This is a genomic window from Halopseudomonas sp., from assembly GCF_036961105.1.
Lineage (GTDB): Bacteria > Pseudomonadota > Gammaproteobacteria > Pseudomonadales > Pseudomonadaceae > Halopseudomonas.
The window spans coordinates 188,084-214,227 of the sequence record NZ_JBALWW010000001.1; the positions used below are offsets into that span (position 1 = coordinate 188,084).

At 61.9% G+C, this 26,144-nt stretch carries 24 protein-coding genes; 9 read left to right on the plus strand and 15 right to left on the minus strand.

Annotation, left to right across the window (positions count from 1 at the left end):
- Positions 1–31 precede the first annotated feature (31 nt).
- Complete coding sequence (dnaG, locus tag V7756_RS00815; RefSeq protein WP_335608264.1) at positions 32–1,942, minus strand: DNA primase; 1,911 nt, start codon at positions 1,940–1,942, stop codon at positions 32–34.
- A gap of 233 nt (positions 1,943–2,175) precedes the next feature.
- Positions 2,176–2,391: a 30S ribosomal protein S21 gene (gene rpsU / locus V7756_RS00820; RefSeq protein WP_092286121.1), complete on the minus strand. Its 216-nt coding sequence runs from the start codon at positions 2,389–2,391 to the stop codon at positions 2,176–2,178.
- 219 nt (positions 2,392–2,610) lie between these two features.
- Here rpsU and tsaD point away from each other — a divergent pair, with 219 nt between their 5' ends.
- A complete protein-coding gene (tsaD, locus tag V7756_RS00825) occupies positions 2,611–3,648 on the plus strand; it encodes a tRNA (adenosine(37)-N6)-threonylcarbamoyltransferase complex transferase subunit TsaD (RefSeq protein ID WP_335608265.1) in 1,038 nt (345 codons plus the stop codon).
- Here the strand turns inward: tsaD and plsY are convergent.
- Positions 3,638–4,222: a glycerol-3-phosphate 1-O-acyltransferase PlsY gene (plsY, locus tag V7756_RS00830; RefSeq protein ID WP_335608266.1), complete on the minus strand. Its 585-nt coding sequence runs from the start codon at positions 4,220–4,222 to the stop codon at positions 3,638–3,640. The genes tsaD and plsY overlap by 11 nt on opposite strands.
- Before the next feature lie 50 nt (positions 4,223–4,272).
- Between plsY and folB the strand changes: the two genes are divergently transcribed.
- Both folB and folK read left to right on the plus strand, forming a co-directional pair.
- Positions 4,273–4,635 (plus strand): dihydroneopterin aldolase, encoded by a 363-nt coding sequence (folB, locus tag V7756_RS00835; RefSeq protein WP_335608267.1) that lies wholly within the window; start codon positions 4,273–4,275, stop codon positions 4,633–4,635.
- Positions 4,632–5,174: a 2-amino-4-hydroxy-6-hydroxymethyldihydropteridine diphosphokinase gene (gene folK / locus V7756_RS00840; RefSeq protein WP_335608268.1), complete on the plus strand. Its 543-nt coding sequence runs from the start codon at positions 4,632–4,634 to the stop codon at positions 5,172–5,174. Before folB ends, folK begins: the two co-directional genes overlap by 4 nt.
- On the opposite strand, the gene V7756_RS00845 is transcribed toward folK, so the two are convergent.
- From V7756_RS00845 to V7756_RS00895, 11 genes are all read right to left on the minus strand, one after another.
- The gene (locus V7756_RS00845; protein WP_335608269.1) at positions 5,153–6,391 is read right to left on the minus strand and encodes a multifunctional CCA addition/repair protein; all 1,239 of its coding nucleotides are present in this window, start codon (positions 6,389–6,391) and stop codon (positions 5,153–5,155) included. The two genes, folK and V7756_RS00845, sit on opposite strands and share 22 nt — an antisense overlap.
- 209 nt (positions 6,392–6,600) lie before the next feature.
- Positions 6,601–8,154 (minus strand): SpoVR family protein, encoded by a 1,554-nt coding sequence (locus V7756_RS00850; RefSeq protein ID WP_335608270.1) that lies wholly within the window; start codon positions 8,152–8,154, stop codon positions 6,601–6,603.
- Entirely contained in the window at positions 8,151–9,422 is a 1,272-nt protein-coding gene (locus V7756_RS00855) for a YeaH/YhbH family protein (RefSeq protein ID WP_335608271.1), read from the minus strand. The genes V7756_RS00850 and V7756_RS00855 overlap by 4 nt, the downstream gene beginning before the upstream one ends.
- 169 nt (positions 9,423–9,591) lie before the next feature.
- Positions 9,592–11,514 (minus strand): PrkA family serine protein kinase, encoded by a 1,923-nt coding sequence (locus V7756_RS00860; RefSeq protein WP_335608272.1) that lies wholly within the window; start codon positions 11,512–11,514, stop codon positions 9,592–9,594.
- A gap of 308 nt (positions 11,515–11,822) precedes the next feature.
- Positions 11,823–12,143 carry a thiosulfate sulfurtransferase GlpE gene (gene glpE, locus V7756_RS00865; RefSeq protein ID WP_335608273.1) on the minus strand — a complete coding sequence of 107 codons (321 nt, stop codon included), beginning with the start codon at positions 12,141–12,143 and terminating at the stop codon, positions 11,823–11,825.
- A gap of 92 nt (positions 12,144–12,235) precedes the next feature.
- Positions 12,236–13,048: a symmetrical bis(5'-nucleosyl)-tetraphosphatase gene (locus V7756_RS00870; RefSeq protein ID WP_335608274.1), complete on the minus strand. Its 813-nt coding sequence runs from the start codon at positions 13,046–13,048 to the stop codon at positions 12,236–12,238.
- Positions 13,049–13,064: 16 nt separating this feature from the next.
- Positions 13,065–13,448: a Co2+/Mg2+ efflux protein ApaG gene (apaG, locus tag V7756_RS00875; RefSeq protein WP_335608275.1), complete on the minus strand. Its 384-nt coding sequence runs from the start codon at positions 13,446–13,448 to the stop codon at positions 13,065–13,067.
- On the minus strand, positions 13,445–14,254 hold the full coding sequence (gene rsmA / locus V7756_RS00880; protein WP_335608276.1) for a 16S rRNA (adenine(1518)-N(6)/adenine(1519)-N(6))-dimethyltransferase RsmA: 810 nt from the start codon (positions 14,252–14,254) through the stop codon (positions 13,445–13,447). Before rsmA ends, apaG begins: the two co-directional genes overlap by 4 nt.
- Positions 14,251–15,243: a 4-hydroxythreonine-4-phosphate dehydrogenase PdxA gene (gene pdxA / locus V7756_RS00885; RefSeq protein WP_335608277.1), complete on the minus strand. Its 993-nt coding sequence runs from the start codon at positions 15,241–15,243 to the stop codon at positions 14,251–14,253. Before pdxA ends, rsmA begins: the two co-directional genes overlap by 4 nt.
- The gene (locus V7756_RS00890; RefSeq protein WP_335608278.1) at positions 15,243–16,532 is read right to left on the minus strand and encodes a peptidylprolyl isomerase; all 1,290 of its coding nucleotides are present in this window, start codon (positions 16,530–16,532) and stop codon (positions 15,243–15,245) included. The genes pdxA and V7756_RS00890 overlap by 1 nt, the downstream gene beginning before the upstream one ends.
- Positions 16,522–19,233 carry an LPS-assembly protein LptD gene (locus V7756_RS00895; protein ID WP_335608279.1) on the minus strand — a complete coding sequence of 904 codons (2,712 nt, stop codon included), beginning with the start codon at positions 19,231–19,233 and terminating at the stop codon, positions 16,522–16,524. The genes V7756_RS00890 and V7756_RS00895 overlap by 11 nt, the downstream gene beginning before the upstream one ends.
- A 292-nt stretch (positions 19,234–19,525) precedes the next feature.
- Here V7756_RS00895 and V7756_RS00900 point away from each other — a divergent pair, with 292 nt between their 5' ends.
- Genes V7756_RS00900 through djlA form a run of 3 tightly spaced genes read left to right on the plus strand, consistent with a single transcriptional unit; the run spans position 19,526 to position 22,024 of the window.
- Positions 19,526–20,542, plus strand: a complete 1,017-nt coding sequence (locus tag V7756_RS00900) for an aminoglycoside phosphotransferase family protein (RefSeq protein WP_335608280.1) — start codon at positions 19,526–19,528, stop codon at positions 20,540–20,542.
- Entirely contained in the window at positions 20,539–21,204 is a 666-nt protein-coding gene (murU, locus tag V7756_RS00905) for an N-acetylmuramate alpha-1-phosphate uridylyltransferase MurU (RefSeq protein ID WP_335608281.1), read from the plus strand. The genes V7756_RS00900 and murU overlap by 4 nt, the downstream gene beginning before the upstream one ends.
- 4 nt (positions 21,205–21,208) lie before the next feature.
- Positions 21,209–22,024: a co-chaperone DjlA gene (gene djlA / locus V7756_RS00910; RefSeq protein WP_335608282.1), complete on the plus strand. Its 816-nt coding sequence runs from the start codon at positions 21,209–21,211 to the stop codon at positions 22,022–22,024.
- Here the strand turns inward: djlA and V7756_RS00915 are convergent.
- The gene (locus tag V7756_RS00915; RefSeq protein WP_335608283.1) at positions 21,998–23,014 is read right to left on the minus strand and encodes a DUF3530 family protein; all 1,017 of its coding nucleotides are present in this window, start codon (positions 23,012–23,014) and stop codon (positions 21,998–22,000) included. The genes djlA and V7756_RS00915 overlap by 27 nt on opposite strands.
- 105 nt (positions 23,015–23,119) lie before the next feature.
- Between V7756_RS00915 and rpe the strand changes: the two genes are divergently transcribed.
- The 3 genes from rpe (at position 23,120) to trpE (ending at position 26,136) form a co-directional block, all read left to right on the plus strand.
- Complete coding sequence (gene rpe, locus V7756_RS00920; protein ID WP_335608284.1) at positions 23,120–23,794, plus strand: ribulose-phosphate 3-epimerase; 675 nt, start codon at positions 23,120–23,122, stop codon at positions 23,792–23,794.
- A 2-nt stretch (positions 23,795–23,796) separates the two neighbouring features.
- Positions 23,797–24,477 carry a phosphoglycolate phosphatase gene (locus tag V7756_RS00925; RefSeq protein ID WP_335608285.1) on the plus strand — a complete coding sequence of 227 codons (681 nt, stop codon included), beginning with the start codon at positions 23,797–23,799 and terminating at the stop codon, positions 24,475–24,477.
- A 180-nt stretch (positions 24,478–24,657) separates the two neighbouring features.
- Positions 24,658–26,136, plus strand: a complete 1,479-nt coding sequence (trpE, locus tag V7756_RS00930; protein ID WP_335608286.1) for an anthranilate synthase component I — start codon at positions 24,658–24,660, stop codon at positions 26,134–26,136.
- The last annotated feature ends 8 nt before the right edge of the window (positions 26,137–26,144 follow it).

A 26,144-nucleotide genomic window follows, 5' to 3' on the forward strand; every position in this document is an offset into this window, starting at 1 on the left:
AACTCCGGGCTCCGCGCCAGTTGAGGCCGCGTTACCTGTCGGTTTTCGGCGCCCTTTGGCGCCCCAGAAGATCCCGCAGCTGTTGCTTCTCCTCGGCACTAAGCGGCTGGTTCGCCGATTTTGCGAGGAGTTTGTCGATGCGCCGCTCGGTTTGTTCGGCGGATAACCTATTTATAGTGTCGAAAAACTGTTGTTCAAGGTTGGCGCTGGGATTATTCAGTAGCCATTCCTGCTCGGCCAGACGGCTCAGCTGCTCGCCAAGCGCCGTACCATGCCACCTGGCGAGCAGTTCTATGCTGCTCAAAGCGGGGTTTTTCTGCGCCGCGTCCAGCAGTGCGACCAATAGTCGCGCCTCGTCTTCGTCCTCGTCGGCCAGTTCGTTGGCCTGCAATGCCAGCGCCGCCAGATGGGGGTGGTGCAGCAGGGTGCGCGTAGCCTGCAACAAAGGACTGTCGACGCCTTTGCGGCCATTGCTGCGTGCAGCTCTGCGCGGTTGTTCGGGTCTGCTTGGCATGCTCGGTTCATAAACCGGAGCATAGTCATCAGAGGGCGGTTGCCAATCGGCTTCGTCCCAGTGCGGCGGCGCATCGTCCAGGTCTGCCGGCGGCGCTGCTTCGCTTGGCGCCGGGCCGGGTTTGTGCGGTTCGGGCTTGACGCTGTTCAGATCCATGCCGGTGATTTGTGCCAGCGACTGGCGCAGCAGTCGGCGCAGCAGGCTGCCCGGGACCTTTTCAATCAGCGGCAGGGCCAATGCAGCCAGGTGCGCCTTGCCTTCCAGGCTGCTTGGATTGGCCTCTTCGCTCAGGTGGCGAAACAGATATTCGGTCAGCGGCTGAGCCTGGCTGCTGATGCGCTGCTCAAAGGCCTGCTGGCCTTCCTCGCGCACCATGCTGTCGGGGTCCTGTCCGTCGGGCAGGAACAGAAAGCGCACATGACGGCCATCTTCCAGTACTGGTAGCGCCGAATTCAGTGCGCGCCACGCGGCTTGACGCCCGGCCTTGTCGCCGTCAAAGCAGAACGTGACGCTGTGCACCAGGCGAAACAGTCGCTTGAGGTGATCTTCGCTGGTGGCGGTACCCAGGGTGGCCACGGCATTGGTGACGCCGTGCTGGGCCAGGGCAATCACGTCCATATAGCCTTCGACTACCAGAATGTCCTGCAGCTGCCGGTTCTGCTGCTTGGCTTCATACAGACCGTACAGCTCCTGGCCTTTGTGAAATACCGCAGTTTCCGGGGAGTTGAGGTACTTGGGTTTGTCGTCGCCCAGCACTCGGCCACCAAAGCCGATCACCCGGCCGCGACTATCACGAATAGGAAACATGATGCGGTCACGGAAGCGATCGTAGCGCTTGCCGCTGTCTTCATTTTCCACCACCAGGCCGGCGTCAATCAGTGCCTTAACTTCGCTGCTGTCGCGTGCGAGGTGCGCCATCAGGTTGTCCCAGCCCGGCGGCGCCATGCCGATGTCGTAGGTCTTGGCGATGTGTCCGGTCAGGCCGCGCTGTTTCAGGTAACTGACGGCGCGCTGCTTCTTGGGATGCTGGCGCAGCTGCTGGCGATAGTAGGCGGCGGCCTGCTCAAGTAGTGCGTAGAGCGGGCTGTCCTTGCGCGGGGCGCTGCTCTGGCGGCGGTCGCTGCGCTCTTCGCGCGGTACGGCAACGCCCGCCTGCTTGGCCAGGTCTTCGACAGCCTCGGGAAAATCCAGGCGCTCGAAGTCCATCACGAAGCTGAGCGCGTTGCCACCGGCACCGCAACCGAAGCAGTAATAGAACTGCTTGTCCGGGCTGACGCTGAAGGACGGCGACTTTTCGTTGTGAAACGGGCACAGGGCCGAATAATTCTTGCCGGTCTTCTTCAGTTTCAGGCGCGCACCCACGACTTCGACGATATCGGTTCGTCCAAGGAGGTCGTCTATGAAGCCCTGAGGAATCAGCCCGGCCATGTTCTGCCTTGCACCAGCGAAAGAAAGCCGCTGCGCAGGCCATGCAGCCGGACGCAAGTCGGTTGAGCGCGCTATAGTATCCGAAAGAAGCGAAGACGCAAAAATCCAGCCCGTTCCGAAAGCGGAAGGCCGGAAAAGTGCGTGCTTCTGATGTTCTTCAGCCCCGCAGGACGCCAGAAGAGGCGATGCTGGTTGGGCCTGCGATCAGGCCCGACAGAGCTGAGGGTCGGAACTCAGTACAGACGTTCGCGACGACGCTGTTCGCGTTGGATCTTCTTGGCGTGACGCTTAACAGCGGCAGCAGCCTTGCGCTTGCGCTCGGTAGTGGGCTTTTCATAAAACTCACGACGGCGCACTTCAGCCAGAACGCCTGCTTTTTCGCAGGAGCGTTTGAAACGACGCAGGGCCACGTCGAAGGGTTCGTTCTCTTTAACTTTGACGTTAGGCATTTCGTACCTTTCTCAAACGTTGTAGTCGTAGCCGGAGGCGATATTGCCTGCGGCGATTGCATTTCAAGGGACGCGGATGTTACCGCCTCCCTCGGCAAAAAGCAAAGCCTATGACGCCCATAAAGGTAAAAAACTGGCCTGTGGGCGCGGGGCTGATTATGATGCGCGACTTGTTGCATTAATGCGACTTTCTTCGTAACCGATGACTCAAGGTAAAGCATGCGCGTTCTGGGTATAGAAACCTCCTGTGATGAAACCGGCGTTGCGCTGTACGACAGCGAGCGGGGATTGCTGGCGGACGCGCTGTTCAGCCAGATCGACCTGCACCGGGTGTACGGTGGCGTAGTGCCCGAGCTGGCCTCGCGCGATCACGTCAAGCGCCTGGTGCCGCTGATGCGCGAGGTGTTCGAGCGCGCCGGTCTGCAACCGGGAGACGTAGACGGCGTGGTCTATACCGCTGGCCCCGGCCTGGTCGGCGCCTTGTTGGTCGGCGGCGCCTGCGCGCGCGCGCTGGCCTTCGCCTGGGGCGTGCCGGCGCTCGGGGTGCACCACATGGAAGGTCATCTGTTGGCGCCCATGCTGGAAGAGCGGCCACCGGAATTTCCCTTTGTTGCCTTGCTGGTCTCCGGCGGTCACACCCAGTTGGTGCGGGTCGATGGCATTGGCGAGTACCAGTTGCTTGGCGAGTCGCTGGATGACGCTGCCGGTGAAGCTTTCGACAAGACTGCCAAGCTGATGGGCTTGCCCTATCCCGGCGGTCCGGAAATTGCCCGGCTGGCGGAAAGTGGCACGCCTGGCGCCTTTGTCTTTCCGCGGCCGATGACTGACCGCCCGGGGCTGGACTTCAGCTTCAGCGGCCTGAAAACCTCGGTGCTCAATGCCTGGCAGCAATGCGGTAGTGCGGGGCAGATCAACGAGCAGACGCAGGCCGATCTGGCGCTGGGGTTTGAAACCGCGGTGGTTGAGACGCTCACCATCAAGTGCCGACGCGCACTCAAGCAGACCGGCCTCAAGCGCCTGGTGATTGCCGGCGGCGTGAGCGCCAACAAGCGTTTGCGCGAGCGCCTCGAGAACATGACCGCCGGTCTGAAAGGCGAGGTGTTTTACGCCCGGCCCGCCTTCTGTACGGACAACGGCGCCATGATTGCCTACGCTGGCTGTCAGCGGCTGCTGGCGGGGCAGCAGGATGTGGCCGGTATCGAAGCGCGGGCGCGCTGGCCGATGGATCAGCTGCCACCGCTGTCGGTCAAGGCTTGAAGCGGTTTTCCTGACCGTTCAGCAGGCGGCCTATATTGACGCGGTGACGCAGGAGTATGAGTGTCACCATTAGCGTCACCGGCAACAATAAGGTGGGCGCCTGCCAGGCAAGGCAGGGTAGCAGTGCCAGGCTGGCCAGCATTGATGCAAGCGACGCCATGCGTTGCCAGTAAAAGGCCGCCAGCCACACCAGTGCGGCCAGCAGGGCGGCCGGCCAGGCCAGAAACAGCATGACCCCGGCGGCGGTGGCAACGCCCTTGCCGCCCTGCAGTCGATGGAAGATCGGCAGCACGTGACCGCAGACAGCGGCCAGGGCGACCCAGCCCTGTTCCGCCAGTGGCAGGCCAGCGCGCCATGCCAGGGCCACTGCCAGCGCGCCCTTGCCCAGGTCTCCGAGCAGGGTGGCCAGCGCCATGGAACGGCTGCCCAGGCGCAGCATGTTGCTGGCCCCGGGGTTACGGGAGCCCAGTTGGCGTGGGTCGGGCAGATGGCGCAGCCGGCTGATCAGCACGGCGAAGGAGATCGAGCCGAGCAGATAGGCGACGCAACACCAGAGCAGCAGGTTGGCGGGCATGGCGCTGACCTAAACGAAAATGAAGATTGTAGTCGACACTGGAGCTTGGAGTGGATCAGGTTTTTATCAAAGGGTTAACCACCGAGGCGGTGATCGGCGTATACGACTGGGAGCGTACGATTCGCCAACCGCTGATTTTCGATCTCGACATGGCCTGGGACATACGCCCCGCCGCGGCCGACGAAGACCTTGCGGCCACCCTGAACTACGCGGCCATCAGTGAGTACATCATCAACTTTGTCGAAGGTAGCGCTTTTTTGCTGGTTGAAACCCTGGCCGAGCAGTTGGCTGCCCGGTTGCGCAAGGAGTTTCATATTCCCTGGCTGCGCTTGCGCGTAACCAAGCCGGCGGCGGTGAAAGAGGCTGCCGGCGGCGTGGGTGTGGTGATCGAGCGTGGGGTGCTGCCGTCGTGACGCGTGTTTACCTTGGCTTGGGCAGTAACGCCGCGCGGGATTATCACCTGCAGCGCGGCCTGGATGCCTTGAACGAGTTGGGCAGCAACCTGCAGGTTTCGCCAGTATTCGAGAGCGATTCAGTGGGGATGCTCGGCAAGCGCTTCTACAATCTTGTGGCAGCGCTGGACACGCGGTTGTCACTGGCCGACCTCAACGCCGCGCTGAAGGCCATCGAAGCCGCTTGCGGCCGGCGCGAAGCCAAGGTGCCGGGCCGCATCACCCTGGATATCGACATACTCACCTACGGCGAGCTCACCGGTGTGCAGGCCGGTCTGCAGCTGCCGCGCCCGGAAGTGCTGCGTAATGCCTTTGTACTCTGGCCGCTGGCCTTGCTGGCCCCCGATGTGATTTTACCCGGTAGCAAGCTGACGCATGCCCAGCACTGGGCTGCCTGGCAGGGGGCGCAGCAACTCTGGCCGGTCGCTTTTATCTGGCACGAGCGCAGCCTGACTCCAGATGCCCTGTTGCAGGCCGCTCAGTCGCGGGCTGCCTTGTAATCGGCTAACGCCTGCAGGCGGCTTTGCTCCAGCGCCTTGCCCAGTTCTGCCCCTTGCAAACCCTTCTCCAGCAGCGGCTGAATAGCCACCTCGCGTGCGGCCTGTGCCGCACCGCGCAGGTATTCGGCTTGCGGGTAGTCGCTGTGCTCGCGGCCAGTGCGCCCCTGGGCGTCGGCGCGACACACCGCGAGAAACAGCTCGAAGCGCTCGGCGCGACGGTAGATGTCCAGCGCCTTGAACAGCTTGATCAGCGTCTGTGGGCGCAGCTCCAGTGCGCGGTGGCAATGGGTGTGATACTCGCAGCACAGTAGCGCCAGCTCCTGGCAGTCGCGCGGTGCCTTGCAGCGCTGATTGATTGCCTTTACCGCTTTCACGCCTTTCTGCTCGTGGCCGTGGTGTTTCGGCCAGTCGCTTTCCGGCGTCAAGCCTTTGCCCAGGTCATGCAGCAGGCAGGCCCAGCGCGCGGGTAGCGGCAGTTGATCGCGGGCGGCAATCTGCAATACCTGCAGCACATGCACGCCGGTATCGATTTCAGGGTGATGGGCGGCGGGTTGCGGCACACCAAAGAGCGCATCGATTTCCGGCAGTAGCTCCACCAGTGCGCCACAGTCACGCAGTACCTGAACGAAGACCTCGGGGTTGGGCTCCATCAGCGCGCGGCTGATTTCTTTCCAGCTGCGCTCGGGCGTCAGCGCCTGCAATTCGCCGGACTCCGATAACTGGCGCATCAGTGCCAGGGTTTCCGGCGCGACAGTGAAGCCAAGCCCGGCATAGCGCGCGGCAAAACGCGCCACCCGCAACACCCGCAGCGGATCCTCGGCAAAGGCAGGTGAGACGTGGCGCAGCAACCGCTGCTCCAGGTCTTGCTGACCGCCATAGGGATCGATGATGCTGCCATCGGGATCCAGCGCCATGGCATTGACGGTGAGATCGCGGCGAATCAGATCCTGTTCCAGGGTGACATCCGGGCTGGCGTGGAAGGTGAACCCGCCATAGCCCTGGCCGCTCTTGCGTTCGGTGCGGGCCAGGGCGTACTCCTCGCCGTTCTTGGGGTTGATGAATACGGGAAAGTCCAGGCCTACAGGCTGAAAACCCTGCTGCAGCATGATGTCCGGGGTGGCGCCCACCACCACCCAGTCACGCTCGGTTACCTCGCGCCCAAGCAACTGATCGCGCACCGCGCCGCCGACCAGGTAGGTGGAATATGTGGGGGACATGAAACCTCGGATATCACGCTGCCTTTTGAGCTGCAAGCTTGACGGTGTTAGCCGCAAGCCGCAAGCTACAAGCTACAAGCTACAAGCTACAAGCAGGACCTAGAACCTAGAACCCAGAACCCAGAACCCAGAACCCAGAACCTTTCCTAAGCAGGTGGCGTGGTTTCTGCACGGTCAGCTTGCAGCTTGCAGCTTGCGGCTTGCCGCTTTCAGATGGGCGGTATGTTGAGATCAAACCGCGGAAGCCGCTCCTCCTCCGGTTGCGGGCGGGGTGGGATGTGGGCTTCGCTGACCAGGCGGTCGCCGTCGTGGCTCTCCAGATGGATATCGAAACCCCATAGTCGGTGCAGGTGCTTGAGCATTTCTTCGGTAGACTTGCCCAGCGGTTTGCCCTGGTGGCGCTGGTGTCTGAGGGTGAGGGAGCGGTCGCCACGCCGATCAACCGACCAGACCTGGATGTTCGGTTCGCGGTTACCCAGGTTGTACTGCGCGGCCAGCAGTTCGCGCACCGCACGGTAGCCGCTGTCGTCATGAATGGCGGCGACCTCCAGATGGTCGTCGGTTTCGTCGTCGACTATGGCAAACAGTTTGAAGTCACGGATCACCTTGGGCGACAGGTATTGCAATATGAAGCTCTCGTCCTTGAAGGTACGCATGGCGAACTTGATGGTTTCCAGCCAGTCGCTGCCGGCAATGTCGGGGAACCAGCGGCGATCTTCTTCGGTCGGCTGCTCACAGATGCGGCGGATGTCCTGCATCATGGCAAAGCCCAGCGCGTAGGGATTGATGCCGCTGTACCAGTTGCTGTCGAAGGCGGGCTGATGGATCACGCTGGTGTGCGATTGCAGAAACTCCATGATGAAGCCATCGGTGACCTTGCCTTCGTCGTACAGATGGTTGAGCAGGGTGTAGTGCCAGAAGGTGGCCCAGCCTTCGTTCATCACCTGGGTCTGGCGCTGCGGATAGAAGTACTGCGCTATCTTGCGCACGATGCGTACTATCTCGCGCTGCCAGGGTTCCAGCAGGGGCGCGTTCTTCTCGATAAAGTAGAGCAGGTTCTCCTGCGGCTCGGCGGGGAAGCGCCGGCTGGGCTCATCATCCTCGTGTGCGTGGTGGCTGATCGGGATGGTTTTCCACAGTTCGTTGACCTGACGTTGCAGGTGCTCCTCGCGTTGCTGCTGGCGCTGGCGCTCCTCGGCGGCGGAGATCGGGTAGGGGCGCTTGTAGCGATCCACGCCGTAATTCATCAGCGCGTGGCAGGAGTCGAGTAAATCTTCCACCGCGTCTATGCCGTAGCGTTCCTCACACTCGCTGATGTACTGCTTGGCAAACACCAGATAATCGATGATGGCGCTGGCGTCGGTCCAGCTGCGAAACAGGTAGTTGCCCTTGAAGAAGGAGTTGTGACCATAGCAGGCGTGCGCGATCACCAGCGCCTGCATGCACATGGTGTTCTCTTCCATCAGATAGGCGATACAGGGGTCGGAATTGATCACGATCTCGTAGGCCAGGCCCATCTGGCCGCGCTTGTAGCCCTTTTCGGTGGCCAGAAAGTGCTTGCCGTAGGACCAGTGGTGATAGCCCAGCGGCATGCCGACCGAGGCGTAGGCATCCATCATCTGCTCGGCGGTGATGACTTCGATCTGATTGGGGTAGGTGTCCAGTCCGTACACGTCACGGGCGATGCGGCCGATCTCCCGATCATATTCGCGAATCAGCTCGAAGCTCCACTCCGAACCGGTGGAAATGGGGTTCCGGGTCATGTGGCCATCCTCTTCTGGAACAGCTGGCGAAACACCGGGTAGATGTCGCCGGCATCGACTATCTGCTGCTGGGCGAAACTGTCATTGAAGTGTTCGGCAACCGCTTCGTACTCGTGCCACAGCGTCTGGTGCTCGCGCGGGGTGATCTCCACATAGCAGTAGTACTGCATGGCCGGCATGATCTTGTTGACCAGCAGGTCGCGGCAAATGGGCGAATCGTCATTCCAGTTGTCGCCATCGGAGGCCTGGGCGCAATAGAGATTCCATTCGTTGACCGGGTAGCGTTCTTCGATGATCTGCTGCATCAGGCGCAGGGCGCTGGAGACAATGGTGCCGCCGGTCTCGCGCGAATAGAAAAACTCTTCTTCGTCCACTTCCTTGGCGCTGGTGTGGTGACGAATGAATACCACCTCGATGCGCTCGTAATTTCGCCGCAGGAACAGGTAGAGCAGTATGTAGAAGCGCTTGGCCAGATCCTTGGTAGCCTGGGTCATGGAGCCCGAGACGTCCATCAGGCAGAACATCACCGCCTTGGAGGAGGGGTTGGGCTGTTTGACGATCAGGTTGTAGCGCAGGTCGAAAGTGTCCAGGAAAGGGATGCGTTCCACCTTGGTACGCAGCACCGAGATCTCTTCCTGCAGGCGCTGTATGGCAATCAGGTCGTCGGGGCTGTCCTGGCGCAGTGCTTCCAGTTCCTCGCGTGCAGCGCGCAGGCGTTTGCGACTGCTACCGCTGAGGGCGATACGCCGGGCATGGGCGGCGCGCATCGAGCGCACTATGTTGATGCGCGAGTGGTTGCCTTGCTGGCTGATGCCGGCGCGTACCGGTTTGAAGGTGTCGGTGCCGGTAAGCTGGCGCTTGATCAGGTTGGGCAGGGCGAGGTCTTCGAACATGAAGTCGAGAAACTCGTCCTGGGTGATCTGGAACACAAACTCGTCCATGCCTTCGCCACTGTCACCCGCCTGGCTGCCGCCAGCACCCCCGCCGCCGCCATCCGGGCGGGCAAAACGGTCGCCGGTGGAAAACTCCCGGTTGCCGGGGTGTACCTGGGTCTGGCGGCCGCCCTGGCCGTGATGGAAGATCGGCTCGTCGATATCGCGGCCAGGGATGCTGATGTTTTCGCCGTGCTCGATATCGGTGATCGAACGCCGTCCTACCGCCTCCTCAACGGCCTTTTTGATATGCGACTTGTAGCGCCGCAGAAACCGCTGGCGGTTCACGGTGCTCTTGTTCTTGCCGTTCAAACGTCGGTCAATCACGTAACTCATTGGGCCCCTCCGGGGCCAGCGCCTTGCGGCGAGCTTCAAGCGACAAGCCTCAAGCTGCAAACAAAAGCGCTGACTGTGCTGAGTTCAACTCCTTCGCAGCTCCAGGACCGCGCTGATCCGCTTGTCGCTTGGAGCTTGCGGCTTGAAGCTGCGCAGTAACGCGCCGCCGTTACTGCGCCTTACGCACGCGCAAGTACCATTCCGACAGCAGGCGCACCTGTTTCTCGGTATAACCGCGCTCGACCATGCGGGTGACAAAGTCGTTGTGCTTCTTCTGGTCTTCGTTGGAGGCCTTGGCGTTGAAGCTGATGACCGGCAGCAGATCTTCGGTGTTGGAGAACATCTTCTTCTCGATCACCACGCGCAGTTTCTCGTAGGACAGCCAGCTGGGGTTCTTGCCGTTGTTCTGCGCGCGCGCCCGCAGCACGAAGTTGACGATCTCGTTGCGGAAATCCTTGGGGTTGCTGATGCCGGCGGGTTTCTCTATTTTCTCCAGCTCCTCGTTGAGCGAGGCGCGGTTGAGAATCTCGCCGGTTTCCGGGTCGCGGTATTCCTGATCCTGAATCCAGAAGTCGGCGTAGAGCACGTAGCGGTCGAAGATGTTCTGGCCGTACTCGCTGTAGGATTCCAGGTAGGCGGTCTGGATTTCCTTGCCGATGAATTCGACGTAGCGCGGCGCCAGGTACTCCTTGAGAAAGCGCAGATAGCGCTCGCTCACCTCGCTGGGGAACTGCTCCTGCTCGATCTGTTGCTCCAGTACGTAGAGCAGGTGCACCGGGTTGGCGGCCACTTCGGTGGTATCAAAGTTGAATACCTTGGACAGAATCTTGAAGGCAAAACGGGTCGAGAGGCCATTCATGCCCTCGTCCACGCCGGCGGAGTCGCGGTATTCCTGAATCGACTTGGCCTTGGGATCGGTGTCCTTGAGATTTTCGCCGTCGTAGATGCGCATTTTGGAGTAGAGATTGGAGTTCTCCGGCTCCTTGAGGCGCGACAGCGTGGTGAACTGGGCCAGCATCTTCAGCGTGTCCGGCGCGCAGTGGGCGGCAGCCAGTGAGCTGTTGCTAAGGAGCTTCTGATAAATCTGGATCTCGTCACTGACGCGCAGGCAGTAGGGCACCTTGACGATGTAGATACGATCAATAAAGGCTTCGTTGTTCTTGTTGTTGCGGAAAGTGTGCCACTCCGATTCGTTGGAGTGGGCCAGAATCACGCCATTGAAAGGAATGGCGCCCATGCCCTCGGTGCTGTTGTAGTTGCCCTCCTGGGTGGCGGTCAGCAGCGGGTGCAGCACCTTGATCGGCGCCTTGAACATCTCGACAAATTCCAGCAGGCCCTGGTTGGCGCGGCACAGGCCGCCCGAGTAGCTGTAGGCATCGGGATCGTTCTGCGGAAATTCCTCCAGCTTGCGAATGTCCACCTTGCCGACCAGCGAGGAGATGTCCTGATTGTTTTCGTCGCCCGGCTCGGTCTTGGCCACGGCAATCTGCTGCAGTATCGAGGGGTAGAGCTTGACCACGCGGAACTGCGAAATATCGCCATTGAATTCGTGCAGGCGCTTTACCGCCCAGGGCGAAATGATGCTGTTGAGGTAGCGGCGAGGAATGCCGAAGTCCTCCTCCAGAATGTCGCCATCTTCTTCGGCATTGAACAGCCCCAGCGGGGATTCGAACACCGGTGAGCCCTTGATGGCGTAGAAGGGCACCTGTTGCATCAGCGATTTGAGCTTTTCCGCCAGCGAGGATTTGCCGCCACCCACCGGGCCCAGCAGGTAGAGAATCTGCTTGCGCTCTTCCAGGCCCTGGGCGGCGTGACGGAAGAAGGACACTATGTGTTCAATGGCGTCTTCCATGCCGTGAAAGTCGGCAAAGGCCGGATAGCGCTTGATCACCTTGTTGGAAAAGATGCGCGAGTAGCGCGGGTCCAGCGCGGTGTCGATCAGTTCGGGTTTGCCAATCGCCATCAACAGGCGTTCGGCAGCAGAGGCGTAGGCAGAGGGGTCGGTCTTGCACAGATCCAGGTATTCCTGAAGGCTGTACTCTTCTTGTTGGGTGGCTTCGAAGCGGTTCTGGAAATGACTGAATATGCTCATGACACGACCTCGCTGTTACCAGGGATGAGGTCTGGACTTCCGGGCAACAGCCCGCCTGACGCGCTTTACCGGGCGACGGCATATCCTGATGCGTGATTCCCCCAAAACGCAGAGACGACGGGCATGGTCGGGGAGTCTGTCGGAGGCACCGGGCGACCAGTATGGCTGGCCGGACGACGGATCCGGCAGGCTCCCGTAGTTATCGGAAGCCGGCAGACCGACTTGCTCTTTGTGAATCTCCTGAATTCAGGATAGATGCATACCGGCTGGCAGGGAAAGGGGAAAGCGAGTTTTTTTTCGCGGCGCGCTCAGTCGTGGCTGACCTGATCGGGAAACTGCTGGCGCCACAGCTCAAAGCCGCCGTCCAGGCTGTAAACCGCATTGAAACCGAGGCTGGCCAGATAGGCCGCTGCCGGCTGGCTGGAGTTGCCGTGGTAACAACAGACAACCAGCGGCGTGGCCTTGTCGGCTGCCGCCACATACTGCGCGATGTTGTCGTTGTCCAGGCGCACCGCCCCCGGTATGTGTCCGGCCTGATAGCTTTGCGGGTCGCGGATGTCGGCGAGCTGTGCGCCGTCCTGCAGCAGATTGCTGGCGGTGGCAGGATCAATACGTTGAAAGTCGCTCATACTGCTGGCTCCGTCGTGTCAGGGTCTGTTGCCATTCTATCGCAGAGGGCTCGCCAGTCTGCATACGCCTGAAATCAGGCCCTACGCTCAGGCTATTTGCCACAGTCGCAGTAGTGCAGTTCCTGGGTGTCGAGATTCATCAGGGTCATGCGTGCCCCCCAGACGCAGCCGGTGTCCAGCGCATGTACGCCCTGAGTGCCGGTGCGCCCTTCCAGAGCGGCCCAGTGGCCGAACAGGATCTTCACCCCGGCATCCTTGCGCGGGTAACGGAACCAGGGTGCGTAGCCCTTCGGTGTGGTTTCCAGCCCCTCCTTGGACTTGAGATCCAGGGTGCCATCGGGTTTGCAGAAGCGCATGCGGGTCAGATAGTTGGTGATCGCCCGCAGCCGGGCCATGCCCTTCAGGTTGTCTTTCCAGCGGGACGGCTCGTTGCCGTACATCTCAGCCAGAAAGCCCGGCAGACGCTTGTCCGAGCGCAATACGGTTTCCACTTCGCTCGCCAGGTCCAGACTTTGCTTCACGCTCCAGATCGGCGGAATGCCGGCATGGCTCATCACATAACCGAGTTCAGCGTCGTGATGCACCAGCGGGCGCTGGCGCAGGCTCTCGATCAACTGCTTGCGATCATCCGCCTTGAGTAGCGCCTTGAGGGTATCGGACTTGCGCAGGCGGCGGTCGTCGTAGGCCGCTGCCAACAGGTGCAGATCATGGTTGCCCAGCACGGCGATACAGGCATTATCCAGGCTGTTCAGATAGCGCAGGGTCGCGAGGGAGTCGGGGCCGCGGTTAACCATGTCGCCTACCGACCAGAGCACGTCCCTGGAAGGATTGAAGTCGACTTCTGCCAGCAGGCATTGGAGTGGCTTGAGGCAGCCTTGAATGTCGCCAACGGCGTAAGTCGTCATACCGGAATCCGCGTGCTCAATTCAGTGCGTTGGGTTTGGCCAGGCGAAAGCGAGCAATGTCTGCCACAAACTCGTGGCCGTCGCTGGCGCGCATCTCATAGCTGCCTTCCATGGTGCCGACTGGAGTGTCCAGCAGGCAACCGCTGGTGTAGGTGTGGCTGGCACCGGGGGCGATGGTGGGCTGCTCGCCTACCACGCCAGGGCCCTGCACTTCCTGCACCTTGCTGTTGCCGTCGGTGATCAGCCAGTGGCGGCTGAGCAGTTGCGCCGGCAGCACGCCCTGATTGGCAATGGTAATGGTGTAGGCAAAGGCGAAGCGCTGAGCGGCGGGGTCGGACTGCTCGCGCAGGTAGCGGGTTTGCACAGTGACTTCGATGGCATAGGTTGCGGCGTTGCTCATGATGCGTTTGCCTCCAGGCGGGCCAGGTGGTTCGCCAGGCGCACAAAGCCGGCCAAATCCACCTGTTCGGGGCGAATGCTCGGGTCCAGCCCCTCGGCTTCGATCTGCTCGGCGCTGAGTAATGGCTTGAGTGTGTTGCGCAGGGTCTTGCGACGCTGGTTGAAGGCCTCGCGCACGATGTTCTCAAGCACTTTTACGTCGTCGGCCGGGTGCGGCAATCTGCTGTGCGGGGTCAGGCGCACAATCGCCGAGTCGACCTTGGGCGCCGGCTTGAAGGCGCCGGAGCCAACGTCGAACAAATGCTCAACGGCGCAGTGGTACTGCACCATGATGCCCAGGCGGCCGTAGTGATTCATGCCGGCGGTGGCAGCCAGGCGCTGCACTACCTCTTTCTGCAGCATGAAATGCATATCGCCAATGCAGTGCGACTGTGCCAGCAGATGAAACATCAGCGGTGTGGAGATGTTGTAGGGCAGGTTGCCGACCACGCGCAGCTTGCGGTCGTCTTCGGCCAGTTGGCTGAAATCGAACTTGAGGGCATCGCCCTTGTGCAGGCGAAAACGCTCGTTGAAGCCGAACTGCCCCATCAGGATAGGGTGCAGGTCATGGTCCAGCTCGACCACATCCAACTGAGCGCCGCTGGCCAGCAAGCCGGAGGTGATGGCGCCCTGGCCGGGACCGATTTCGACCAGATGCTCCCCCTCGCGGGGGGCGACGGCACGGATGATGCGATCGATGACGCCGGCGTCGTGCAGAAAGTTCTGGCCGAAGCGCTTGCGCGCCTTGTGTTGCGGAAACTGATTCATGAGTCTCTCCGGGCGGCGATCATCTGCGCGGCGGTATCCAGCGCGACCAGCAGGCTACCGGCATCTGCCAGGCCGGTGCCGGCCAGGTCGAGCGCGGTGCCGTGATCCACCGAGGTGCGAATGATCGGCATGCCCAGGGTGATATTCACTGCCTGGCCAAAGCCCTTGTGTTTGAGTACCGGCAGGCCCTGATCATGGTACATGGCAAGTACCGCGTCAGCCTGGTCCAGGTGCTTGGCGGTGAACAGGGTGTCGGCCGGCAGCGGACCTGTCAGGTCGATGCCCTGGGCACGGAGCTCGTCCAGTGCCGGAATGATAATGTCGAGCTCTTCACGGCCCAGGTGGCCATCTTCACCGGCGTGCGGGTTCAGGCCGCACACCAGTATACGTGGCGCGACTATGCCGAACTTGCTGACCAGGTCGGCGTGCAGAATGCCGATGACTCGCTTCAACAGCGGCCCGCTGATGCTGTCCGCGACCGCGCGCAGTGGCAGGTGGGTGGTTGCCAGGGCAACCCGCAGGCCGGGGCAGGCAAGCATCATCACCACCTGCTCGGTGTGAGTCAGTTCGGCGAAGAACTCGGTGTGGCCGGAAAAGGGCACCCCAGCCTCGTTGATGATGCCCTTGTGCACCGGGGCGGTTACCACGGCGGCAAAGCGCCCGGCAACACAGCCTTCCCCGGCCAGCGTCAAGGTGTTGAGTACATACTCGGCATTGCGACGGTCCAGCTTGCCGGGCTGACAGGGGGCTGCCAGCGCCACCGGCAGTACGCTCAGTTGCCCTGCGGCCTGCGGGGTGGCCAAGGCTGCGGGATCGTAAATGTCGATTTCCAGCGGTAGCCCGAGCAGGGCGGCACGGCTACGCAGCAACTCCGGATCGGCGATGACCACGCGTTGCAGGGCGCTGGGTTGCTGGGCAATCTGAATGCAGAGGTCAGGACCGATACCCGCCGGCTCGCCGGCGGTTATCGCAAGGCAGGGCAGACTCACTAGATTTTGGTCTCGACGTAGGCTTCGTCGCGGATCTTCAGCAGCCAGGTCTGCAGCTCTTCTTCATACTTGCGGCTCTGGATCAGATTGATGGCCTGTTGCTCGCGCATCTCGTCGGTCATGTCGACTTCGCGTTCGCCGGTAACCTCAAGAATGTGCCAGCCGTACTGACTCTGGAAGGGCACTGACACCTGGTTTTCCGGGATGCTGGTCATGACTTCGGCAAATTCAGGTGCCAGGCTATCGGCGGTAACCCAGTTGAGGCTGCCGCCGTTGAGTGCGCTGCCGGGATCTTCCGAGTAGGCCTTGGCCAGCTCGGCAAAGGGTTCGCCTGCCTTGATGCGCTCATACAAGCGTTGACTGAGTTGAGCAGCTTCGCCTTCGGAGCGGATTTCGCTGGGCTTGATCAGAATGTGACGTACCTCGTATTCCCGCACCAGCATGCCGTCGCCACCGCGCTTCTCGAGCAGCTTGAGAATGTGGAAACCGGCCGGAGAGCGCATCGGCTGAGTGACCTCACCTACTTCAAGCTGGCCTACCGCATTGGCAAAGGGGCCTGGCAGTTGAGCGGCCTTGCGCCAACCCAGTTCGCCGCCTTCCAGGGCCGTGTCACCGGCAGAGCGGCTGGCGGCCAGCGCGTTGAAATCGGCGCCGCTGCTCAGCTGTTGATAGATATCACCCGCAGCCTTGGCGACCTTCTCCACGTCAGCCTGGCTGGCACTTTCAGCCAGCGGCAGCACTATCATCGCCAGACGGAAATCAGCAGAGGTCTGATACTTGCCCACTTCGGAGTTGAGAAAGTTGCGTACTTCCTGATCGGTGACCTGGATGGTGTCGCGCACGCGACGCTGACGTACCCGGTTGATGATCATTTCGCGGCGGATCTGCTCGCGCGCCTGGTTGTAGCTGATGCCGTCGCGCTCAAGGGCGGCACGGAACTGCTCCAGGGTTACATTGTTGCGGGCGGCAATCTGCTGCATGGCCTGATTCAGCGCGGCATCGTCGATGCGAATGCCGGCGCGCTCACCCATCTGCAGCTGAATGCTTTCGAGCACCAGACGGTCCAGTACCTGCGATTGCAACTGGTCTTCGGGCGGCAGTTCGGTGCCGTTCTGGCGCAACTGCTGGCGTACCGCCTGCATGCGCTCGTTTACCTGGCTGACCATGACCACGTCGTTGTCGACAATGGCGGCCACTCGGTCCAGAGGTACGACATCGGCCTGCGCCGCGCTACCAAACAGCATGGCAGCGCAGAGGCTGAAAATGGCCGGTATGAACTTACAATGCATTATTTTCACGCTCTCTATAGCCTGGGATTCCATCGTCGAGAAGACTTTCGACGTCATTGCCGGTCACGTTGCCAAGGCCCTTGAGGACGATTTGCAGGAAGATACCGCGGTTGGTTTCATCCTGTGCGACCGATTCAAACTCGTTGTAGTCGACCCAGTAGCGGTTGACCACGCGCAGTTTCCAGCAGCAGCTGTCGTACTCCAGACCACCAAACGCCTCGAGGGTTCGATCTTCGGCGAAGTCGTGCTGCCAGCGACCGATCAGGCTCCACTGGGGATTGAGCGGCCACATGAACGACAGGTCGGACTGGTCGATACGCTGATCCACATCGCGATCAAAGGTGCCGGTCAAGGCATTGAAGGTATTCACGTTGTTGCGATAGCGGTAGCCCATGTTGAGGATCTTGCGCGGCTCGGGCTGGTAATTGGCCATGAAGCTGCCGGCGTTGCTGTCATTGTTGTCCGGATCCCAGAGCGCATCGGCGTTCAGGCGCCAGGCATCGCTGACCTGATACATCAGCTCGGCCGCGTAGGCCGAAGAGGATGAAGTTTCTGCTTCCGAAGCGCTGCCGTCGGCTTCCAGCAATTGCACTTCGCGATCGCGGAAATAGAACACCTGGCCGAAGCTGCCGCGGGCGCGCTCGGTGCCATCACTTTCGAGGGCGCGGCTGGTCACGCCCAGGGATAGTTGGTTGGCATCGCCGACGCGGTCGTTGCCGCTGAAACGGTCATCACGGAACAGCGAGTTGTAGCTGAAGGTGTTTTGGTTGGTGTCGAACAGCGGTTGATCGTCCTGATTCTCATAGGGCGCGTACAGGTAGAAAGCACGCGGCTCCAGGGTCTGGCGCAGGTTGTTGCCGAACCAGCTGGTCTGTCGGTCGAAGTACAGGCCGCTGTCGAGACTGGCCACTGGAATGGTGCTGGATGGGTTTTTATTGGCTTGGTCGTAGTCGAAGTAGACATCCGGGTTGAGTATCGGGTCGTAGTCTGGCGACTGCTTTTCATCGAAGCTCAGGTCGTAATAAGTGCTCTGGGTGCGCACGCTGGGGGTAACAAAGGCCCAGTTGTTGCGCCAGGGATAGCTGAGGCTGGGGCTGACCATGACGCGATGGCCGGTAGCCCGCTGCAGACCCACCAGATTCTCGTCCGGCGTAAGAATCGGATTGCCCAGATTATCGAGCTGGATACCGTCTTCACCGGTGATGAAGCCATCGTCCAGATCGCGATCAAAGTAGGTGTATTCGGCTTTGTAACCAAAGCGCAGACCGCTGTCACCCAGCCAGTCGGCGCCGTCGAGGCGCAATTGCGGCAGCCGCTCATAAGGCGTCAGCGCGGTGATGGTGGCCAGCTCGTAGCCATGCACGGCAGCCTGGAGGCGCCAGCTGTCGCCGCGGTAGGTAACGCCGGCGCGCTGATTGACGTAAGTATCGCTGCGCACATCAAGGGCGGAGTTCAGGTCCTGAAAATAGAAGGGATCGCTGATGTCGGTATAGTCGACCTCGGTGGTCCAGCGGCTGCTCATGCCGCCCTGATGCTGCCAGCCGTAGAGCCAGCGATTGTCGTCGTACTGGGTGTCGTTCAGGAAGGCTGCCGACAGGCTGCCTTCATTGTCAGGCTTGAGGTAGCGGAACTCGCCTTCCATCTGCATGCCGCGCTCGGACAGATAGCGCGGATAGAGAGTGGCGTCGTACTCCGGCGCAATGTTGATGTAGTAAGGCGTCTCGATCTCTGTGCCATTGTCGGTCGAATGGCTGATCGAGGGGACCAGCAGGCCGGTCTGGCGGCGGTCATCCAGCGGGAAGTACAGGTAAGGGGAGTAGAACACCGGCACGTCCTTGACCTTCAGGGTCACGTGCTTGGCTTCGCCCCAGCCCTTTTCGCGGTCCAGCTCGATGTCCTTGCTGTGCAGCGACCAGGTGTTCTGGCCCGGCTCGCAAGTGGTATAGCTGCCATCGGTCATCACGATCACGGCGTCATCGCGGCGCATCAGTTTGTCTGCGGTACCACGGGCGTGGGCGGCATGCACTACGTACTCGACATTGTCGATACGGGTTTCGCCGTTGTCGATACGCATGCTGGCCTCATCGCCCAATACCAGAACGCCCTGATCGCGCAGCTGTACGTTGCCTTGCAGGCGGGCGGTGCTGTTGGGCTGGTCGAAGCTGGCCTGGTCTGATCTGGCCTGCAAACGCCCCTGGCGCAGCAGCACATCGCCTTCCAGAACGCCGGTCTGGCTACCCTGTTCGAAGCGACTGGAGTCGGCGGAGGCGTAGATCGGCAGCTCGGCGAAGGGCGTTTCGTCATCGCGACCACTGCGCTCGGGCTCCACGTAGGTGCCGCCGCAGTAGGGCGCGATGGCGGCCTGCTGCTCAGCACTCAGTTGCTCGCGCGGGACCCAGTCCAGATGGCTGAAATCATTGCTGCGCGTACCGGCAACTCCAGCGGCAGCCGCGGTGGTTGCCACTGCTGGTGCCGCCATGCCGGTAGGCTCCGGAGCGGGCGCGGTCTGCACCGGGGCGGCCTGCGGCGGCCGTGGCGGTACTTCGCCGCGTGCCGGCAGGGGTTCACAGCTCCAGCTGGCGCCACTGGCACGGCACTGCACCTGATTGGCAGCAACGGCGCTGATGGGTTGAGCAAGCAGCAACGAGCTGGCCAGCAGCATGGGGAACGAAGAGCGAAAAGGAGGAGTACGGTAGGCCATTATGTAGTTATCCGGGCTTCCAGTCGGTGCGTGCTCGCGACGCCTTGTGCGAGGAGATTGCGATCTGCATGCTGTGTCTAACCAGCAAGATACCGGATAATAAAGCATAGGGCGCTGCCAGAGCTAGGAAAGCGCGGAAAAAGTCCCCCATTGGGCGGAACGCTTGGTGGACGGTGCCACTCGATAGAGAATGGGCCTCGGCCGAGCCGGGGCCAGGGTGCGGCCTGGCGGGCATGATGTGGTTATGATCTGGTTATAGCGATCAGAAATAGTGACGAGAAGAAGAGCCTAAATGGATACAAGACGTGCACAAATGCAAAGTTGGCTGCCCGACGCCCTGGCTCAGGCCTTTGCCCAACAGGGTTGGGGGGCGGTCGCAGAAGGTGAATTGGCACCGGCCAGCGCAGACGCCAGTTTTCGCCGCTATTTCCGGTGGCAGTCCGCAGAGCGCAGCCTGATTGTGATGGATGCGCCACCCGAGCATGAAGACAGCGCCCCTTTCGTGCGTATTGCCTGCTTGCTGCAGGACGCGGACGTGCGGGTGCCGCGCATTCTGGCCAGCGATCTGCAACAGGGCTTTTTGCTGCTCGAGGATCTGGGCAGTCGCACCTATCTGCAGAGCATCCAGGCCGGCGTGGCGCCGGAGGAGCTGGAGCGCATGTTCGAGGCTGCCATCGCCGTGCTCGTGCGCTGGCAGCTGGCCAGCCGGCCGGATGTGCTGCCGCCTTATGATGAAACGGTGCTGAGGCGTGAGCTGGCACTGTTCCCTGACTGGTACGTCGCGCGTGAACTTGGCCGGGAATTCAGCGCCGAGCAGAGCCAGCAATGGCAACAGCTGCAATCCCTGCTGCTCGACAGCAATCTGGGTGAAGCCCAGGTCTATGTGCACCGCGATTACATGCCGCGCAATCTGATGACCGCCGAAGGTGAGCCGGGCGTGCTGGACTTTCAGGATGCGCTCTATGGTCCGGTCAGTTACGACGCCACCTCGCTGTTCGCCGACGCCTTCTTCAGCTGGACCGCGAGCGAGCGCAAGGCCTGGCTCACGCGTTACTGGCAGCAGGCTGCGACCGCCGGCGTGCCGGTGCCATCTAGTCTGGACGAGTTTCTGGATCACGCGCGGCTGATGGGCGTGCAGCGGCATCTGAAAGTGCTGGGCATTTTTGCCCGTATCTGTCATCGCGATGGCAAGCCGCATTACCTGGAAGATGCGCCGCGCTTTATCGCCTACCTGCGCCAGGCGTGCGCCGAGGATGCGCGTCTGCAGCCGCTGGCGCAGTTGCTGGATAGCCTCGGGTTACCCGCATGAAAGCCATGATTCTCGCTGCCGGCAAGGGCGAGCGCATGCGCCCGCTGACGCTGCACACGCCCAAACCCCTGCTGCCGGTCGCCGGCAAGCCGCTGATCCAGTGGCATATCGAGGCGCTGGCACAGGCCGGTATCAATCAGTTGGTGATCAATCACGCCTGGCTGGGAGAACAGCTGCAGCAACGCTTTGCCGACGGTCAAGCGCTGGGCGTGCAGATTCAATGGTCTGCCGAGGGCGAAGCGCTGGAAACCGGCGGCGGTATTCGTCAGGCGCTGCCCTTGCTGGGTGAGCAACCCTTCATTCTGGTCAATGGCGATATCTGGACGCGCTACGATTTTTCCGGTTTGGCATTGCCGCCCGGCACATTGGCGCATCTGGTACTGATCGACAATCCCGAACACAACAGCGCGGGCGATTTCATCCTGCGCGACGGTTTGATAAGCAACCCCCAGGGGGGCGAGCAGGGTTTGACCTACAGCGGCATTGCCGTATTGCATCCGGCCTTGCTGGCCGAGCAGCCGCTTGCTGCTTTCAAGCTGGCGCCGTTGTTGCGTGACGCGGCAAAGCAGGGGCTGGTCAGTGGCGAATATTTCTCCGGCGACTGGATCGATGTGGGCACCCCGCAGCGTCTGGCCGACGCCGACCGACTGGCGGCAGGTTAAGCACATGCTTTGGCCAGTGACAGTGTTGGGGGCGGCGGTAGGGGGCTTTGCCGGTGGGCTGCCTGGCGCCATGCTGGGCGCTGTGCTGGGACACGCCCTGGATCGCCATTGGCGTCTGCGTCGCTGGGCTGATCTGCCGCGCAAGCTGGCCGAGTTGCGCAGCCAGGGCAGCCGTTTCGAGCAGGTACTGTTCCGCTGCATGGGGCGCCTGGCGCGCGCCAATGGTCGGGTGACCCAGGCGCACCTGCAACTGGCTCGCGATCTGATGCAGCAATACCGCCTCGATGAGCCGGCGCGGCTGGCCGCCATGCGTGACTTCAATGCCGGCAAGAACGCCGGGCCCGAGCTGACCCGTCTGGTGCGCAAGTTCTGCCGTCGCGAGCCTGGGCGCGCCGCCGAGTTGCTCGATAGCTGCTGGCGCATGGCGGTGTTACCTGGCCAGTTGAGCGCGGAGGCGCGTGCACTGCTTGACGCCTGGTCAAGCAAGGCCGGAGTGGGCAGCGCCGAGCAGCAGCGCATGCACCAGAAGCATCAGCGACAACAGCGCTCAGCGGGTAGTAACTCAGGGAGCAGTGCCGGAGGACGCTCGCCGGTCGCCAGCCAGGATCGCCTGCACCAGGCTGCGGCGCTGCTCAAGGTGGAACTGGATGCCAGCCCCGAGCAGATCAAGCGAGCCTACCGCCGGCAGCTCAGCAAGCACCATCCCGACAAGCTGATTGCCCGGGGCGAGGGCGAGCCGATGCTGTCGGGCGCAGGCGAGCAGATCCGGCGCATTCAGGAAGCCTACGAGACGCTAAGGCGCTACCGTGGATTCCGGTAAGTCGATAGCCGGGACAGGTTGCTGCAGCAGGGCGCGCTCAACCCAACCCTGTAGCCGCTTCTGCAGAACCGCATCAGCCAGCACCGAGTCCTTCAGGTAGTCGATATCCCATTGCTGGTAAGCCGGGTAGCCCTTGCGCTGGGCAATGCGCTGGTGCTCTTTGGCCTGGCTTGCGCCCTGCGGGTTGCCGGTATTGACCATTTCCAGCAGCGGCTTGTCCCAGCCCTCCAGCATCTGGCCGAGCGCGGGCTGCGCCGTCAGACCGGGATCCCTGGGGGCAAAAATCACCATGCTGTGCGGCGGCTGACCGTTGGCTGGCGGGCTGGCCGCGCGCAATGCCCAATAACCCGCCTCGTTGCGAGCGATCACGGCCACGTACTTGTCGCCCTCGGCGGTAAGCACTTGCCACGCAGCCTGAATCAGCTGGGTGCAGCGCTGGGCGTAGGCGGTTGCGCTGGCTGCGGCGTCGGCTTCGGTGGGCGGTTGATCCGGCTGGTTATCGGGGGACTGCAAACCAGTCTCGGCAGGTTGCTGTTCATCTACCTTGGCCTGGTCGCTATCCGGAGCGCTAACCAATAGCCGCGTCTCGGTCGGTGCCGGTGCATCCGGCAGGCTGATCGAGAGCGTATTCCAGCCCGCATCGCTGAGCTGGCGCCGCGCTGGTGCTATCAGTTGTGGCCAATCGGCATGCTCGCCCGGCCCGGCAATCAGCAAGATGCCACCCAAGGCCTTGGGTCTGGCGGCGGGCAGAAACAAGCCGAGTTGCGACTCGCCGCCAAAGTCCAGTTGCCGCTGCTGCTGGGTTGGCAGTTCGCGCTCGAGTACCTGTTCATAGAGCGCGCGGCGCGAAGGTGGGTCGCCGCGCGTGGTCGCTTCAGCGGGCGCCCCGGTTGCATCGCTGGATGGCCCTTGCTCGTCCTGCGTCTGGGCGTGGGCGGGCGACGCGCACAGCGGCAGCAACAGAACGAGTGACAACAGCATGGCGCGCATCTGGCAGGCTCCTATGGCGACTTCGGCCTGAGTATAACAGCGCAGGCGCGGCGTGCTTGGGGTAAACTGGCCGGCATTTCCATTGCTCTGTTGCTGAGGTCCGTCATGCCTGATTACGCCATCGCCCCTTCCATTCTGTCCGCTGACTTCGCGCGTTTGGGCGAAGAAGTCGACAACGTGCTGGCCGCCGGCGCGGACATAGTGCACTTCGATGTGATGGACAATCACTACGTGCCCAATCTGACCATCGGCCCCATGGTGTGCTCGGCACTGCGTAAACACGGCGTCACCGCGCCCATCGATGTGCATCTGATGGTCAAGCCGGTAGATCGCATCATCGGCGACTTCATTGACGCTGGCGCTTCCTACATTACCTTTCATCCGGAAGCCTCCGAGCACATTGATCGCTCGCTGCAACTGATCAAGCAGGGTGGCGCCAAGGCTGGGCTGGTGTTCAACCCGGCTACCCCGCTGGATGCGCTCAAGTACGTGATGGACAAGGTCGACATGGTGTTACTGATGAGCGTGAACCCTGGCTTTGGCGGGCAGAAGTTCATTCCCGGCACGCTCGACAAGCTGCGCGAGGCGCGCGCGCTGATTGATGCCAGTGGTCGTGATATTCGCCTGGAGATCGACGGGGGCGTGACCGCTGACAATATTCGCGGTATTGCCGAAGCCGGTGCCGATACCTTCGTGGCCGGTTCGGCCATCTTCAATGCGCCTGATTACAAGGCGGTGATCGAGCGCATGCGCAGCGAACTGGCGCAGGCCGCGCGCTGATCATGCAGGCTTTGCGCGCGCTGTTTGCCGGCGAGCTGCCGCAGCTGGTGATGTTCGATCTGGATGGCACCCTGATGGACTCGGTGCCGGATCTGGCGGCCGCGGTAGATCAGATGCTGGCGGCCAGGGGCAGGGCGCCGGCCGGCATCGAGCGGGTGCGCAATTGGGTCGGCAACGGCGCAGCGGTACTGGTGCGTCGCGCTTTGGCTGGCGATCTGCAGCACGAGGGCGTAGGTGATGCCGAGGCCGAGCAGGCGTTGGCGGACTTTCTGCGCTGCTATTCCGGCGCCCACGAGCGCACCGAGCTTTATCCGGGGGCTGCCGAGTTGCTAAGCGCCTTGCGGACCGAGGGCGTCAAGCTGGCGCTGGTGACCAACAAGCCCGAGCGCTTTCTGCCCGGGCTGCTGGCCGAGAAAGGGCTGGCCGGCAGCTTCGACTGGCTGGTGGGCGGCGACACCCTGGCGGTACAGAAACCCGACCCAGCGGCCCTGCACTGGGTGTTGCAGCAGGCCGGCGTAACGGCGGCTCAGGCGCTCTTTGTCGGCGATTCGTGCAATGACGTCAGAGCGGCCAAAGCCGCCGGCGTGCCTGTGGTGGCAGTCACCTACGGCTACAACCACGGCCAGCCCATCGCCGTGGAAAACCCGGACTTGCTGGTTGATTCACTCGATGCGCTCATATAGTCTTGCTGCGTTATCCCTTCTGCAAGATGGATCAGCCGTGTTTGTCAGCAACCGCAAACTGATGAGAGTTATCAAGGCGCTCGCCCGCTGGCGTTGGCGTGTCTGATGTGCGCTCGCCTGCGTGATACGCGGGCACCCCTGGTTTGTGTGTGACAACAATTTTTGCCCATGAGGCTGATCATGACCCAAGACGAATTTCTTCGCCTGGCCGCTCAGGACTGTAACCGCGTACCCGTAGTGCGCGAGGTGCTGGCCGACCTGGAAACACCCCTTTCTACCTATCTGAAGCTGGCCGATGGCGCCTTCTCCTACCTGCTCGAATCGGTGCAGGGCGGCGAGAAATGGGGGCGCTATTCCATCATCGGTCTGCCGGCGCGTACCGTACTGCGTGTGGATGGCCACACTGCTACGGTGCTCACCGCCGGCGTAGAGCAGGAGCGCCACGAGTGCGCCGACCCGCTAGCCTTTGTCGAAGAGTTCAAGGCGCGCTACCGGGTACCTTCCATTCCCGGCCTGCCACGCTTCAACGGCGGTTTGGTAGGTTATTTCGGTTACGACTGCGTGCGCTATGTCGAGCCGCGGCTGGCCAAGAGCGTTAACCCCGATGTGCTGGGCACGCCGGACATTCTGTTGATGGTGTCCGATGAGGTGGTGGTCTTCGACAACCTGGCCGGCAAGCTGCACGCCATTGTGCTGGCCGACCCGGCGCAGAGCGACGCCTACGCCCAGGCCAACACCCGCCTGGACGAGCTGCTGGAGCAACTGCGCCAGCCCATGCAGCCGCGCAAGTTGCTGGACCTGAACGCGCCGGTGGATATCGACCTGGACTACCGCGCCAGCTTTACCCGCGAGCATTTCGAACGCGCGGTCGAGACCGTCAAGGAATACATTCTGGCCGGCGACTGCATGCAGGTGGTGCCCTCGCAGCGCATGAGCGTTCAATTCAAGGCCGAGCCGATTGATCTGTACCGCGCGCTGCGTAGCCAGAATCCCACGCCTTATATGTACTTTTTCAACTTTGGCGACTTCCATGTGGTTGGCAGCTCGCCCGAAGTGCTGGTGCGGGTGGAAGAGGGTGAAGTCACGGTGCGACCGATTGCCGGCACCCGTCCGCGTGGTGCCACCGAGGAAGAAGATCTGGCCCTGGAGCAGGACCTGCTCTCGGATGCCAAGGAAATTGCCGAGCATCTGATGCTGATCGACCTGGGCCGCAATGATGTGGGCCGCGTTGCCGAGATCGGCAAGGTGCGATTGACCGAGAAAATGGTGATCGAGCGCTACTCCAACGTGATGCACATAGTGTCCAACGTACAGGGGCATCTGCAGCCGGAGCTCAATGCCATGGATGCACTGCGCGCCATACTGCCGGCCGGCACTCTGTCCGGTGCGCCCAAGATTCGCGCCATTGAAATCATCGACGAGCTGGAGCCGGTCAAGCGTGGCGTTTACGGTGGAGCCGTCGGGTACTGGGCGTGGAACGGCAACATGGATACCGCGATTGCCATCCGCACTGCGGTGATCAAGGACGGCGAGCTGCATGTGCAGGCTGGCGCCGGCATTGTCGCCGACTCGGTCCCCGCGCTGGAGTGGGAAGAAACCATCAACAAGCGCCGCGCGATGTTTCGCGCTATCGCCCTGGCCGAACAGGCCGCCCGGTAAAGGAGCAG